Origin of the sequence: Zavarzinia compransoris (assembly GCF_003173055.1) — a bacterium.
Taxonomy (GTDB): Bacteria; Pseudomonadota; Alphaproteobacteria; order Zavarziniales; family Zavarziniaceae; genus Zavarzinia; species Zavarzinia compransoris.
The window spans coordinates 554,184-567,156 of record NZ_QGLF01000003.1 but is presented as its reverse complement, the minus strand read 5'-3'; the positions used below and the strand labels follow the sequence as shown (position 1 = coordinate 567,156).

The following is a 12,973-nucleotide window of genomic DNA, read 5'->3' as shown; positions in this document are numbered from 1 at the left end:
GCTTCTGCCGGGCTTTCGTGGCTTCTCAGGCGGCCGCGCGCAGCGCCTCGCGGGCGATGATCAGCTTCATGATCTGGGCCGTGCCGTCGCCGATCTGCAGGCCGAGGACATCGCGCAGGCGCTGCTCGAAGGGCAGTTCGGTGCTGTAGCCGGCATGGCCGTGCATCAGCAGGCATTGGTGCACCACCTCGAAGGCGAGCTTGGGCGCCCACCACTTGCACATCGCCGCCTCCTTGGTATGGGGCGCGTGGGCATCCTTGGCCGCCAGCGTCTGGTAGCACAGCAGGCGTGCCGCCTCGACCATCGTCTCCGCCTCCGCCAGGGGGAATGAGACGCCCTGATTGTCGGCCAGCGGCTTGCCGAAGGCCTTCCGCTCCTGCACGTATTTCCAGGTTTCGGCCAGGCTGACGCGGGCGATCGACAGGCATTGCAGACCGATCAGCGCGCGGCTGAAATCGAAACCCTGCATGACCTGGACGAAGCCCATGCCCTCGTCGCCCAGGCGCGCCGCGGCCTTGACCCGGACGGCATCGAAGAAGATCGAGCCGCGGCCGATGGCCAGCTGGCCCAGATCGTGGAAACGGGTGCGGCTGATGCCCGGCGCCTCCAGGTCGACGAGGAAGGCGGAAATGCCGCGCGCCTTCTGCGCCTCGGTGCCGGTGCGGGCGAAGACGACGGCGTAATCCGCCTGGTCGGCCATGGAGATCGAGGTCTTCTCCCCGGTCAGGACATAATCGTCGCCGTCGCGCACCGCCTTGAGGCGCAGCGCCGCGGCATCCGAGCCGCCCTGCGGCTCGGTCAGGGCCAGCGCCACGATCGACTGGCCGGAACAGATCCGGGGCAGAACCGCCGCCGCGATCTCGGGCGAGGCGTAACGCGCCAGGATCATGCCGCACAGCGAGCCGAGCAGCTGGATGTAGCCGGTGTTGAAATCGCCTTCCGAGATCGCCTCGAGGATAACGCCCGAGGTGACATGGGAAACCCCGAGGCCGCCGTATGCGGCGGGAAATTCGGCGCCGATGAGGCCGAGCCCGCCCATCGAGCGGCGGACGTCGAGGGGAACCGCGCCCTCGGCCTCGAAGCGGCGGCCGGCGGGGGCGAGGACATCGCGGGCGAAGCGCAGCGCCGCCTCGCGGAAACTCGCCTGCTCCTCGGTGAAGCCGCAGGGCAGGCCGGCGGCGATCGCCGGGTTGATCGTGCTCATGGTCTCACCTCGCCCGGGCGCGAACCGTGTCGCGGCCGATTTTCAGACGCTGGATTTCCGACGTGCCCTCGTAGATGCGATAGAGGCGGACGTCGCGGTAATGGCGTTCGGCCGGATAATCGGCGATGTAACCCGCGCCGCCATGGATCTGCACATTGCGGTCGGCGACGCGCCCGACCATCTCGGAGGCGAACAGCTTGCAGCACGACGCCTCGATGCCGACGTCGCGCCCGGCATCCTTGGCCCGCGCCGTCTCCAGCACCATGCAGCGCGCGGCGAGGGCTTCGGTCCGGCTGTCGGCGATCATCGCCTGGATCAGCTGGTAGTCGGCGATCGCCTTGCCGAACTGCCGCCGCGTCGCGGCATAGTCGACGGATTCGCCGACGATCCGTTCGGCAAAGCCGGTGCAGGCGGCGGCGATGCCGAGGCGGCCGCGGTCGAGCACCTTCATCGCCGTGTGGAAGCCGCGCCCCTCGATGCCGCCGATGATGTTTGCCGCCGGCACGCGGCAGTCGTCGAACACCACGTCGGCCACATGGGAGCCCTTCTGCCCCATCTTGGTTTCCGGCTTGCCGATCGAAAGGCCGGGCGTGCCCGCCTCGACGATGAAGGCGGAAACGCCGGCGGCCCCCGGCTTGTCCGGGTCCGTGCGCGCCATCACGGTGAAGACCCCGGCGCGCGGCGCATTGGTGATGAAGCGCTTGGTGCCGTTCAGGACGTAGTGGTCGCCGTCCCGCCGCGCCCGGGTCTGCACGGCCACGGCATCGGAGCCGACGTTCGGCTCGGTCAGGGCGAAGGAACCGATCAGTTCGCCGGTGGCGATGCGGGGCAGGTAGCTGGCCTTCTGCGCCGCCGTGCCGTCGATCGAGATGCCCTGGGAACCGATGCCGACATTGGTCGCCGCCAGCGAGCGGAACGCTGGCGAGGCCCGGCCCAGTTCGAGCATGACGAGGACTTCCTCCTCCATCGTCAGGCCGAGGCCGCCGTATTCCTCCGGCACGGAAAGACCGAAGAGGCCGAGTTCGCGCATGCCGTCCACGATGTCGGGATCGATCTCGTCCGCCGCGGCCACGCGCGCCTCGGCGGGGATCAGCCTTTCGTCGACGAAGCGGCGCACGGCGGCGGTGATCGCTTCCAGGTCGCTTTTATGTAAAGGCATTGATATTCCTCCTGAGCGCAATCTACGCACCCGGATTTTAATGTCAATGCCTTGATATAAAATTTGAGCCGGAGGATCCGGCACGGGCGGGTTCTGCCCGCTCACACCCGGCGGCCGCGCGCCGATATCTCGATGGAAGCCGGCCGCGGCTTCCAGGCGGTCTCTCAGCGCCGGCCCGCGCTGCCGGCCTCAGGCAGGGCGGGCCGGCGCCGGCCTCACGCCCTGGCGAAGGCCCGGCGCGCGATGGCGATGAAGGTGACGATGACGACGACGGTGAACAGCAGGGCCGGGGCGAGGCCGGCGACGGCGATCCAGTTGCTTTCGCCGAAGCGGTTGTCGCCGAAGCTGAGCGCCCGGTTCGGCGACAGCAGCGCCGCCCAGTAGAACAGCGTATTGGCCCAGGCGGTCGCCACGATGGCGAAGCCGATGCGCCGGGCGCCGGCCTCGCCGAAGCCGACCGCAGGCAGGGCCAGGGCCACCACGATGACCATGATCGCGTTCAGGATCCCGCCCAGATGGGCCCGCACCCAGGCATCGGTCGGCCCGAACAGGTCGAAGCCGATGATCTCGCCCGGGACCAGTTCCAGCCCGCCGAGCAGGCTGGCCAGCAGGCCGACGCCGGCCGCGAAGGCCACCAGCATGACGAGGGCGCCGTGGCCGATCATGCGTCTTTGCAGGTTGCTCATGTTCCCACTCTCTCCGTGCCCGGAAAAAAGACCATGGGCCGGCGCAGCGCCGACCCATGGCGTTCGAAGACCTGAAGGATTACGCCGCCTGGGAAGCGCCGGCGGCCTTGCCGCCCGCGGGTGCTTCGTCGAACCAGTCCGGCCAGCCGGCGGCACCGTTCTGCTCGCGGGCGAGCTTGCGTTCCTCGGCCGAGGCGAATTCGTTGTCCCACCGCTTCAGCGCCGGCTTGATGATCATATTGTGCCAGAGCGGCGGCACCAGCGCGGCCAGGAAGCAGACGAAGACGCTGGGCATGCGGATGGCCGACCGGTCGGGCACCAGCCGGTAGAAGGCCTGGTAGGAGTCGAGGTGATGGTCGGCGTGATTGGTGATCTCGAACGCCATCGTCCGCGAGAAGAAGCCGAGGTGGTTCCAGACATGGCGGCGGGCGATCGGCGCGCCCTCGACCCGGATCAGGCCGTAATGCTGGAAGTAGTTGAAGGATTCGACCCAGATGCGGGCGACCACCACCCCGGCGACGCCGGCGGCGAGCGCGGTCCAGCCGCCGATCAGGAAGATCGCGAGCTGGAACAGCCCCTGTGCCACCAGTGCTTTGTAGAGCCGGTGGCCGAGCGACCAGCGCCCCTTGCCCCGCTTCTCCAGCGCGTCGCTCTCGGCACCCCAGGCTTCCCGCGTGCTGCGGATGATGGCGGGACCGGTGAAGGCATAGAGGCTGAGGCCGCGCCGGGCCGTATCGCCGTCCTTCGGGGTCGCGACGTCGATGTGATGGCCGATGACATGGGCGATATCACGGGTGCAGTCGAGGTAGCAGACCTGGGCGTAATGCCCGACGAAACGGGCGAAGGCGCTGCGCTGATGGTAAAGCTCGTGCGAGGCCGGCACGAGGGGGACCACGCCCATCCAGGCGCAGCCCATGACGCAACCCGCGAGCTGCCAGAAGGTCAGCCCGCCCTGGCCGATCTGCCAGGCGGCGACGAGGAAGAGCGCCGGGGAAAGCAGGGTGGCAAGCCAGATCGGGATATAGGCGATCGACTTGCTCTTGATGCGGCGCGGCGACATGTCGTCGGGCAGCATCGTGTCGAGGAGCGCGAAGAAGGGGAAACTGGCGATACCGACATAGACCCAGTCGCCACCGGCGATGAAACCGGCCGCGGTCGCCAACTGGACGAGCACTGGAATATAGTAGATCAGGTATGAGTACATTCTCGCGATCCTCCCGAGATGTGCCGGCGGGCTTTCCGTGCCCGGTTTTTCCGGCGTTCATTGAGGGCGGCGGGCGCCGGGCGCACCACCACTGCGGCCACTGTGGCCGATGCGGGCGAGAGGCGCGCCCGACGGAAGGTTGGCCCGCCCCACCTTCCCTTTCCGGGCCGTCCCATTTCGGGCCGTCCCATTTCGGGCCGTCCCATTTCGGGTGCACGGCGCCCGACCATCCTTTCGTCGGTTACGCGGCGGGGCGCCCGCGGTTCTGATGCGACGGCACCGGGCCGGTTCCGCCCCGGAACGCCTATAGAACCGGGAAATCACAGGGAAGGATTCATCGCCATGAGCACGGCCGCCTTCACGGCACCGCAACGCGAGCTGGAAAGGCTGCTTTCCGTCCAGAAAGCGGCACATCTCGCCACCGGCCCGCTGAGCGCGGAAACGCGCATCGCATGGCTGGACCGCCTGATCGGCCTGATGGTCGATCACCAGGACGATATCGTCGCCGCCCTGAACGAGGATTTCGGCAACCGCAGCGCCGTCGCCACCCTGCTGGCGGATGTCTTCGCCGTGGTCGGCTCGCTGAAATATGCACGCGAGAACCTGCGCGGCTGGATGCAGCCCGAAGGCTTCGAGACCCAGTTTCCCGATGCCGCGGCCCGGGTCGAGTACCAGGCGCTGGGCGTGGTCGGCATCCTCAGCCCGTGGAATTTCCCGTTCAACCTGATCTTCGCCCCGCTTGCCGGCGTGGTCGCGGCGGGCAACCGGGCGATCATCAAGCCGTCCGAATTCACCCCCGCCAGTTCCGAGCTGACGCGGCGGATGATCGCCGCCGCCTTCGATGAGAGCGAGATCGCCGTCGTTACCGGCGATGCCGCGGTCGCGGCCCATTTCGCCACCCTGCCGTTCGACCATATCCTGTTCACCGGCTCGACCTCGGTCGCGAAACATGTCGCGCGGGCGGCGGCCGAGAACCTGGTGCCGCTGACCCTGGAACTCGGTGGCAAGTCGCCGGTCATCGTCTCGGGGACGGCCCCGGTCGCCGATGCCGCGGCCCGGGTCATGACCGTCAAGACGCTGAACGCCGGCCAGATCTGCCTCGCGCCGGATTACGTCCTGCTGCCCGAGGGCAAGGTGCCCGAATTCACCGCCGCCGCCGGCGCCGCCGTGGCCGCGATGTTCCCGACGCTGAAGGACAATCCGGACTATACGTCGATCATCAACCAGCGCCATTACGACCGCCTGCGCGCCTATCTCGACGATGCCCGGGCGAAAGGCGCCGCCATCGTCGAACTCAACCCCGCAGGCGAGGATTTCAGCCAGCAGGAGGCGCGCCGCCTGCCGCCGACCCTGGTCATCGATGCGCCGGACGATGCCCGGATCATGCAGGACGAGATCTTCGGCCCCCTGCTGCCGATCCGGACCTACAGGGCGATCGACGAGGCCATCGCCTATGTCAATGCCAGGCCCCGGCCCCTCGCCCTCTATTACTTCGGCCAGGACGAGGCGGAGGAGCGCCGCGTGCTCGACCGCACGACCTCGGGCGGCGTCACCGTCAACGACGCGATGAGCCATGCCTTCGCCGAAAACCTGCCGTTCGGCGGGGTCGGCGGCTCGGGCACCGGCGCCTATCACGGCAAGGCCGGCTTCCTGGCCTTCAGCCACGCCAAGGCGGTCTACCGCCAGAGCAAGGCGGTCGAGGCGGAATATTTCCTGCGCCCGCCCTATGGCGATGCCATCCGGCAATTCCTGGCCGGCGCGATCGCGCGCTGAAACTCCACCGTCGACGGCGAATTGCGAAAGAAACATGGCCAGTCTGCTCAAGAAACTTTTCGGCCGGGGCGAACCGCGCGTGGCGACGATCAACCCGCTCGGCGTCCAGATCACCGTCGACGGCTCGCAAACCCTGCTGGAAGCGGCGCTCGCCCAGGGCATCGCCTTCCCGCACAGTTGCACGGTCGGCACCTGCGGGTCCTGCAAGTGCCGGCTGACCGAAGGCCGGGTCAGCGCCATCACCGACTTCGGCTATACGCTGTCGCGGCAGGAACTGGAGGCGGGCTATATCCTTGCCTGCCAGGCCCAGGTGAAGGGGGCGATCACGATCGAGATCGAAAACCCGGGCGCCGACCTGCCGGCGCCCGAGGTCTTCGCCGGCCGGATCATCCGGACCGACGACCTCACCCATGACATCAAGGCCGTGACCCTCGGCCTCGACCGGCCGATCGACTTCGTCGCCGGCCAATATGCCGATATCACGGCGCCCGGCCTGCCCGCCCGCTCCTATTCCTTCGCCACCGCGCCGGAACGGGGCGGACGCCAGGAAATCAGCTTCTTCATCCGCAAGGTGCCGGGCGGCCAGTTCACCGAGAAATTGTTCGCCGGCGCCCTCGCCGGGGCCGAGGTTTCGGTGAGCGGCCCCCACGGCACCTTCCACCTCCGCCCGGGCGAGGCGCCGATCGTCTGCATCGCCGGCGGCAGCGGGCTTGCGCCCCTGCTCAGCCTGCTCCAGCACGCGCGGAAGAACCGGGTGCGGCGGCGCTGCGTCATGCTGTTCGGGGCCCGGACCCAGGCCGATCTCTACAAGGTCGAACAGATCGAGGAAATCGCCCGGGACTGGCTGCCGTCGCTGCGCTTCGTGCCGGTTCTGAGCCACGAACCTGCCGAGAGCGGCTGGGCGGGCCTGCGCGGCCTCGTCACCGACCATATCGCCGCGACCCTGCCCGAGGGTGACCGGGCGGAATTCCAGGGTTACATGTGCGGGCCGCCGGGCATGATCGATGCGGCGATCGCCGAGCTGACCCGCCTCGGCGTGCCGCTGCCGGCGATCCACTACGACAAGTTCACCGACGCCGGTACCGGCAAGCGCTGACGCGCCGCCGGGGGTTCAACGCCCCCGGCGCTGCATCGCGCCCTGGTTCAGGTAGAGATCGTAGATCGCGGGATCGTTCACCCGCATGCCGTCGCCGGACGACAGTTTCGCCGCCTGCTCGATCCGGGTCATGCGGCCGGTCTGGACATTATAGGCGTGGACATGGGTCCATGACCAATAGGGATGCTTGCCGTCCATCACCTGCCGGGTGCCGTCGTCGTAGAGCGAATAGGCGCCGTCGAAGGAACGGAACAGGTCGCCCCGGCGATCGAAGCTGACCATGCCGATCGGCAGCATGGTGCGCAGGTCGAAGCGGACCTGCTTCTTCGAGACCGGGGCCCGCGGGAATTTCACTGGTTCCGCCTCGACCGTGATCGACTGCGGCACCAGTTCGACCGCCGTATCGTAGAAAGTCAGGCCTTTGGCCCCGCCGTGAGTCGGCACCTGCCAGTTCTCGCGCGCCCCCGACCAATTGCCCGAGATCGGCGCCAGCGCCGGCCCGGTGGCGACGACCTTGTAATTGCCCCAGGTCAGGAACGGGTCCCCCGCCGCCCAGGCGTCGGAGAGATAGAGATCCGAGCCCGGCAGCATCGGCTCGAAACGCTGGTTGGTCGGATAGCGGCGGATGCGCTTGAAGGTCGGGACGTAACCGAAGAGATCGGGAAATTCCCGCTGGTCGTAGGGCCAGACATTGAGGAACGAACCGCCGCGCACATCGTCGGGCGACATGAAGAAGATCGCCTGGTAGCGCAGCTTGTCTTCCTGCCCGGCAAGATAGGGCCGGGGTTCCATGGCGACGCGGGCGACCGGCGACATTTCGGCCCAGACCGCCTCATAGCGGTAGTCGATCGCGCCCTTGGTGCCGAGATCGCATTCCCTGATGGCATAGACGCAGGAATCATGCCGGCCCCAGGACAGGGTCAGGCCGGCGAAAGCCTCCAGGCCGTCGGTCGTCGCCGGGAAGGGATGGCCGCCGATCCAGGGCCGGCCGTCCTCGTTCACCACATTGCCGTCGGCATCGAAGCGCGCCTTGCCGGCGTTCCTCAGCGTCGCCTCCATATATTCCCAGGGCGACAGCCGCATGATCTCCCTGGTTTCGGGCGCGAGCAGCAGGCGCCGGCCCATGGTCCTGATCTGCAGGACCTGGATCGGGTCGAGCAGGTCGGCGACGAGGTCGACATTGCCGGCATCGATCACCTTCCCCGGGGCCAGCTTGCCCTTGGTATAGGCTTCGATCGAGAGCAGTTCCTCGGGATAGGCGGTGTCCGCCGCCCCCTTGGCGGCAAGCGCGGGCCAGAGCGGGGCGAGAACACCGGCGGTCACCACGCCGCGCGCCACCTGTTCCAGAAAGTGGCGGCGGGTGAAATCGGGGCCGTAACGGCGGATGTGCATGGTTCCATCCCAAAAAAGCGAGGGGGCCCGGACGGGCCGGTACCCCCTCAAGTGGAGCCGGGGGAGAACCGGCCTTGGGAGACGGGTGGCCTTCGCGTCTCGACGGAAAAAGGCGGGGGAACGGCAGGGACCGTTCCCCCAGTCGAGCCGGAGGAGGGCCGGCAGTCAGAACTGATAGGTTACGCGGACGGCGATCTCGTCGGCGAAGTCGATCGACGAGACGGCATTGTTGTTGTTGTCCTTGCCGGTGATGATGGTGGCGTGCAGGTCGACCTGCCATTTGTCGTCGGGCTTCCAGCGGACGCCGGGCTGGATGTACCAGCCGCCTTGCAGGTCGTAGAGCACGGCCCATTCGAAGCGCCACTCCAGCGAGGGCGAGGGCTGGAAGCCGGCGAAGGCCACCGCCTGATAGCTGGAGATCCCGCCGTGGAGACCGGTGCTGTTGCCGCCGTAGCCGTCGATGCTGCGGCTGAACAGGTCGCTGGCCGACTTGTAGATATATTGGCCGACGAGATAGGCGGCGGGGAAATCCTCGCTCCAGCGGTACCATTTCTCGACCACCGCGGCCAAGGCCCATTCGTCCTTGACCAGGAAGTCCTTGCTGAGCGACGGCGCCGTGAACACCTTGTTCGGCGTATAGGTCAGCTCGACGCGGCCGATCAGCTGCTCGAAGAACGAGCCGGGCGAACCGCTGAAGACATAGTTGGCGCTGGCGCCGAAGATGTTCTCATAGGGGAAGATGCGTTCGATATGGCCGCGGAGCCCCCCGGACAGCCAGAAGAACGTATCGAGTTCCGCCGCCGCCAGGCTCGGGCTGTTGCCGACGTTATAGGCGGTGAGCGAGCCGGTCGCCGGCTGGAAATCGTCGACCGCCGAGTTCAGCGCCTGCACGCCGTCGAGGCGCACCGCGCCGGCGTAGTGGAACCATTCCTCCTGGCTCTTCACGCCGTAAGCCTCGTCGCGCTCGAAGGGCGTCTCCGCCGCGATCGCGCCCGAACCGGGCAGCAGCGGGCTGATGTCCTTGTTCACGCCCGACCTGGTCCAGCGGATGGCACCGTCCGGATTATGGCGCGAGACGGCGATGAACTGCAGGCCGAGATCGCCCAGCTGGCCGCGGATGCGGCCGCCGACGTTCCAGACGTCGTCGGAAAAGCCGCGATAGCGCTCGTGCAGGGTGAACTGGTCGGGGATGATGTTGTAGGGCGACGACGGCGTCGGGAAGACCGAGGGCTGGAACTTCTGGACGAAACCCTCGACTTCCCATTCCGGCGTCACCTGATAGGACATGCGAAGCCCGAGCCCGGGCACGCGCTTGTCCGAATATTCCTCGAGGCCCGGATCCATGATCAGGTGGCGCCGGAGATCGAGGCCGTTCGGCGCATCCATCACGCGGAAGAACACCGCCTCGCCCCAGGCGATCTGCTGGTTGCCCAGCTTGGCGTAGAAGGAGCCGTTGGTGTAGTTGATGGTCGCGTTCGGCAGGTCGACCATGAAGCTCTTGTCGGCATATTCGAGCGGGGTGGCGCCGCCGCCGTCGTAGAACTGGGTTTCGTAGAAATTATTGCCCCCGGAAACATCCTTGTAGGGGTTCCAGTCGTAGATCGCCCGGACCGTGGCCGAGGCGCTCCAATTCGCATCGATCGAGGCCTGCATGTTGACCTCGAGGCGGGTCACCATCAGGTTGAAATCGTTGCTGGTCGAACGGACGTTGCGGTATCCGGTCGGCGGAATCGTGACCGCCTGCCCGGTGATGGGCGAGGTCAGGTCGTTCAGCGACGGCAGCGACAGGCTGGTCAGGAGGTTGTTCACCGCCTGCACCGAGCTGAGATCGAGGCCGAGGGGTTCCAGCGGCACCTGCTGGCCGTTGAACGGATCGCCCGCCTGGTTGTTGGGGTTCTCCTGGTCCGTGATCTTGACCGCGACCTGATGCTGGATGAACCCGGAGATCGTGAAATCGATACCGAAGGCCGGCACCACCAGCCCGACCAATGCGCAGCTGCTCATCAGGCCTGCGATCAACCGCTTCTCTGAGCTTCTCATCTTCCCCTACCCCCTTGTTCCCGCCCGCTTCCGGTCGCGGCCTTTTGTCTATTTAGAGGTTACCTGGACCAGCCGCCCGCTCTGGCCGCCGAGCAGCCAGGCGCCGTTGCCGCCGCGGGCGATGCCCTGGTACCAGCCGGTCGCGACGTCGCCCGCCTCGACCGAGACCAGCGCCGAGCCGTCGTCGGCGCCGACCAGCAGCGTCCGCAGGCCGCTGACCAGGACCTTGCCCGCGCCGTCCCGGCTGACGCCGAGAAGGTTGGTGGAAACCCCGGTGGGGACCGCCGTCCAGCTCAGCCCGCCATCGGCGGTGCGCAGCACGCGGCCGTCCTGGCCGACGGCGAAACCGATGCCGTCCGTGCCGACCGAAAGGTCGAACAGCGACGCCTTGCCCTTGTGGACCAGGGTCCAGGTCCGGCCCTGGTCGGTCGAGCGCAGGATCGATTCGAATTCCGCCGCGATCAGGATGGTGCCGTCCTCGGCCACCGAGACGGCATAGACATGCGGCTCGAAGCCTTCGGTATTGGTGCTCGACCAGTCGTATTGCACCGGCGTCCAGCTGCGGCCGGCATCGGTCGAGACCAGGACCGCGCCGAAGGCGCCGACGGCGACGGCGAGACCTTTGGCGTTATGGTCGACGGCGAAGAGGCGGGCCTCGGTCGCCTTGGGCACGGCGCTCCAGGCGCCGGCTTCCTGGCGGAAGATCTGGCCGCCCTGGCCGACGACGAAGCCGATGCCGTGCTTCAGGCGGCAGCCCATGGGGGCGCCGGAGAAGGCGACGGTGGTGTTCTGCGTCCAGGTCCGGCCGCCGTCCGCGCTGTCGAACAGCAGGTTCGGGGCGCCGACCGCGATCAGCCGGTCCTGGTCGCGATTGATGCAATAGACGGCCTCGTGCATGGTGCCCTGGTGCACCACGTCGAAGCCGATGGTCCCGGCCTTGGCCCCCGCCGGCGCGATGCCGGCGAGGATCAGGCCGAGGGCGAGATGTCCGCGAAAGCGCATGGGCCGCTCTCCCCCGCCCGCTCAGGAGCTGCCGAGGCGACGGATCGCCTGGATGGTCAGGAACTGCTCGTAGAGACTGCCGTTGTTCCAGCCCGGCTTGTAGCCGCCGCCGATTTCCTCGGCCATGTAGAAGCGGCTGAGGCGGTTCGACTGGATGTCGTGGGCCATGCAGGACTGCACCGACCAGACGGTCTCGCCGTTGCCGTCCTTGACCGACTTGCCGTTCTTCTCGTAGCGGCCATAGGGCGCCTCGACCAGCTTCCACAATTCGCCGCGGCGGTCGTAGGTGTTGCTGACGAGACCCTGCATGTTGCGGACGTCGACATAGGTGCGGCGCTTGCCGACGGGGGCGCGGGGGTAACCGGTCGGCTCGGACTCGATCACCAGCACCTCGGGCTTCAGTTCGTATTCGTACTGGTAGAAGCTGATGCCCTTCGGGCCGCCGTGGACCTCCGGTTCCCAGCCCGGCCGGTCGCCGTTCCAGTTGCTGCCGGCGGCGGCAAGATGCGGCTTGGTGTCGACGATCTTGTAATTGCCCCAGGTCAGCATCGGGTCGCCGGCGTGCCAGGCGTCCGAGAGGAACAGGGTCAGGCCCGGCACCAGCGGCTCGAAGCGCTGGTTGGTGGGGAAGCGGCGCTCGCGCTTGAACGCCGGCAGGTAACCGAACAGGTCCGGGAACTTCGACTGGTCGTAGAAGTGGTTCGACAGGAACGAGGTGCCGCGCACGTCGTTGGGCGAGGAGAAGAACACGGTCTGGAAGCGCAGCATGTCGTCGAAGCCCTCGAGATAGGGCTTGTTCGGATCGCTGATCAGGCCGGCGACATTCTGTTCGACCCAGCAGAAGTCGTATTTATAGGCGACCTCGCCCGACGGCGAGATGTCGCAGTCGCGAAGCGCATAGAAACCGACGTCGTTGCGCCCCCACGACAGCGACAGGTTGCCGTAGACTTCCTCGCCGGTCTTGGCGTTCGGGAAGGGATTGCCGCCGATCCAGCGCTTGCCGTCCTGGGTGACGACGTTACCCTTGGCGTCGAACTTCGCCTTGCCGGCGTTGCGGACGGTCGCCTCGAGATATTTGTTGCTGTTCAGCACCAGGGGATCGGTCGCGGTCTTCACGATCTTGATCCGCCGGCCCATCTCCTTGATCTGCTTGTAGGTGATGGGATCGAGCAGGTCCTTCACGATGTCGACATTGCCGGCATCGACGATATCGCCGGTCTTCACCTTGCCCTTGGTATAGGCGTCGATCGACTGAAGCTCTTCGGGATAGGCCTTGGACGTGTCCTGGGCGTTGGCGATCAGCGGCCACAGCGGCTGCAAGACGCCGGCGGCGACGATACCCTTGGCGGTGCGCTCCAGGAACTGGCGGCGGCTGAAGCCGGCGTCGTATTTGCGGATATGCATGGTCTTCCTCCCA

The 12,973-nt window shown here is 67.2% G+C and carries 10 protein-coding genes; 2 read left to right on the top strand and 8 right to left on the bottom strand.

All coding sequences use genetic code 11. The features are described from left to right. Positions 1-25 precede the first annotated feature (25 nt). The 4 genes from DKG75_RS13395 to DKG75_RS13380 all read right to left on the bottom strand — a co-directional run bounded on the left by DKG75_RS13395 (position 26) and on the right by DKG75_RS13380 (position 4,253). A complete protein-coding gene (locus tag DKG75_RS13395) occupies positions 26-1,204 on the bottom strand; it encodes an acyl-CoA dehydrogenase family protein (RefSeq protein WP_208112126.1) in 1,179 nt (392 codons plus the stop codon). A gap of 4 nt (positions 1,205-1,208) precedes the next feature. Next, positions 1,209-2,363 (bottom strand): acyl-CoA dehydrogenase family protein, encoded by a 1,155-nt coding sequence (locus DKG75_RS13390; RefSeq protein WP_109921622.1) that lies wholly within the window; start codon positions 2,361-2,363, stop codon positions 1,209-1,211. Between the two features lie 215 nt (positions 2,364-2,578). Then, positions 2,579-3,049 (bottom strand): styrene-oxide isomerase StyC, encoded by a 471-nt coding sequence (styC, locus tag DKG75_RS13385; RefSeq protein ID WP_133637022.1) that lies wholly within the window; start codon positions 3,047-3,049, stop codon positions 2,579-2,581. Positions 3,050-3,128: 79 nt separating this feature from the next. After that, a complete protein-coding gene (locus tag DKG75_RS13380; protein WP_109921620.1) occupies positions 3,129-4,253 on the bottom strand; it encodes an alkane 1-monooxygenase in 1,125 nt (374 codons plus the stop codon). A 342-nt stretch (positions 4,254-4,595) separates the two neighbouring features. Between DKG75_RS13380 and DKG75_RS13375 the strand changes: the two genes are divergently transcribed. Both DKG75_RS13375 and DKG75_RS13370 read left to right on the top strand, forming a co-directional pair. Beyond that, a complete protein-coding gene (locus tag DKG75_RS13375) occupies positions 4,596-6,026 on the top strand; it encodes a coniferyl aldehyde dehydrogenase (protein ID WP_109921619.1) in 1,431 nt (476 codons plus the stop codon). 34 nt (positions 6,027-6,060) lie between these two features. Next, complete coding sequence (locus tag DKG75_RS13370) at positions 6,061-7,122, top strand: 2Fe-2S iron-sulfur cluster-binding protein (protein WP_109921618.1); 1,062 nt, start codon at positions 6,061-6,063, stop codon at positions 7,120-7,122. Positions 7,123-7,137: 15 nt separating this feature from the next. On the opposite strand, the gene DKG75_RS13365 is transcribed toward DKG75_RS13370, so the two are convergent. From DKG75_RS13365 to DKG75_RS13350, 4 genes are all read right to left on the bottom strand, one after another. Beyond that, positions 7,138-8,514 carry a DUF1329 domain-containing protein gene (locus DKG75_RS13365; RefSeq protein WP_109921617.1) on the bottom strand — a complete coding sequence of 459 codons (1,377 nt, stop codon included), beginning with the start codon at positions 8,512-8,514 and terminating at the stop codon, positions 7,138-7,140. Between the two features lie 165 nt (positions 8,515-8,679). After that, positions 8,680-10,518 carry a DUF1302 family protein gene (locus DKG75_RS13360; RefSeq protein WP_166646540.1) on the bottom strand — a complete coding sequence of 613 codons (1,839 nt, stop codon included), beginning with the start codon at positions 10,516-10,518 and terminating at the stop codon, positions 8,680-8,682. An 84-nt stretch (positions 10,519-10,602) separates the two neighbouring features. Continuing rightward, positions 10,603-11,556: a sialidase family protein gene (locus DKG75_RS13355; RefSeq protein ID WP_109921615.1), complete on the bottom strand. Its 954-nt coding sequence runs from the start codon at positions 11,554-11,556 to the stop codon at positions 10,603-10,605. Between the two features lie 21 nt (positions 11,557-11,577). After that, complete coding sequence (locus tag DKG75_RS13350) at positions 11,578-12,960, bottom strand: DUF1329 domain-containing protein (protein ID WP_109921614.1); 1,383 nt, start codon at positions 12,958-12,960, stop codon at positions 11,578-11,580. Positions 12,961-12,973 lie beyond the last annotated feature (13 nt).

What these genes read in the sequence shown, in the direction of transcription:
- DKG75_RS13395 (WP_208112126.1), bottom strand. Translation starts at nt 1,204, where the DNA reads ATGAGCACGATCAACCCGGCGATCGCCGCCGGCCTGCCCTGCGGCTTC.
- DKG75_RS13390 (WP_109921622.1), bottom strand. Translation starts at nt 2,363, where the DNA reads ATGCCTTTACATAAAAGCGACCTGGAAGCGATCACCGCCGCCGTGCGC.
- styC (WP_133637022.1), bottom strand. Translation starts at nt 3,049, where the DNA reads ATGAGCAACCTGCAAAGACGCATGATCGGCCACGGCGCCCTCGTCATG.
- DKG75_RS13380 (WP_109921620.1), bottom strand. Translation starts at nt 4,253, where the DNA reads ATGTACTCATACCTGATCTACTATATTCCAGTGCTCGTCCAGTTGGCG.
- DKG75_RS13375 (WP_109921619.1), top strand. Translation starts at nt 4,596, where the DNA reads ATGAGCACGGCCGCCTTCACGGCACCGCAACGCGAGCTGGAAAGGCTG.
- DKG75_RS13370 (WP_109921618.1), top strand. Translation starts at nt 6,061, where the DNA reads ATGGCCAGTCTGCTCAAGAAACTTTTCGGCCGGGGCGAACCGCGCGTG.
- DKG75_RS13365 (WP_109921617.1), bottom strand. Translation starts at nt 8,514, where the DNA reads ATGCACATCCGCCGTTACGGCCCCGATTTCACCCGCCGCCACTTTCTG.
- DKG75_RS13360 (WP_166646540.1), bottom strand. Translation starts at nt 10,518, where the DNA reads ATGAGCAGCTGCGCATTGGTCGGGCTGGTGGTGCCGGCCTTCGGTATC.
- DKG75_RS13355 (WP_109921615.1), bottom strand. Translation starts at nt 11,556, where the DNA reads ATGCGCTTTCGCGGACATCTCGCCCTCGGCCTGATCCTCGCCGGCATC.
- DKG75_RS13350 (WP_109921614.1), bottom strand. Translation starts at nt 12,960, where the DNA reads ATGCATATCCGCAAATACGACGCCGGCTTCAGCCGCCGCCAGTTCCTG.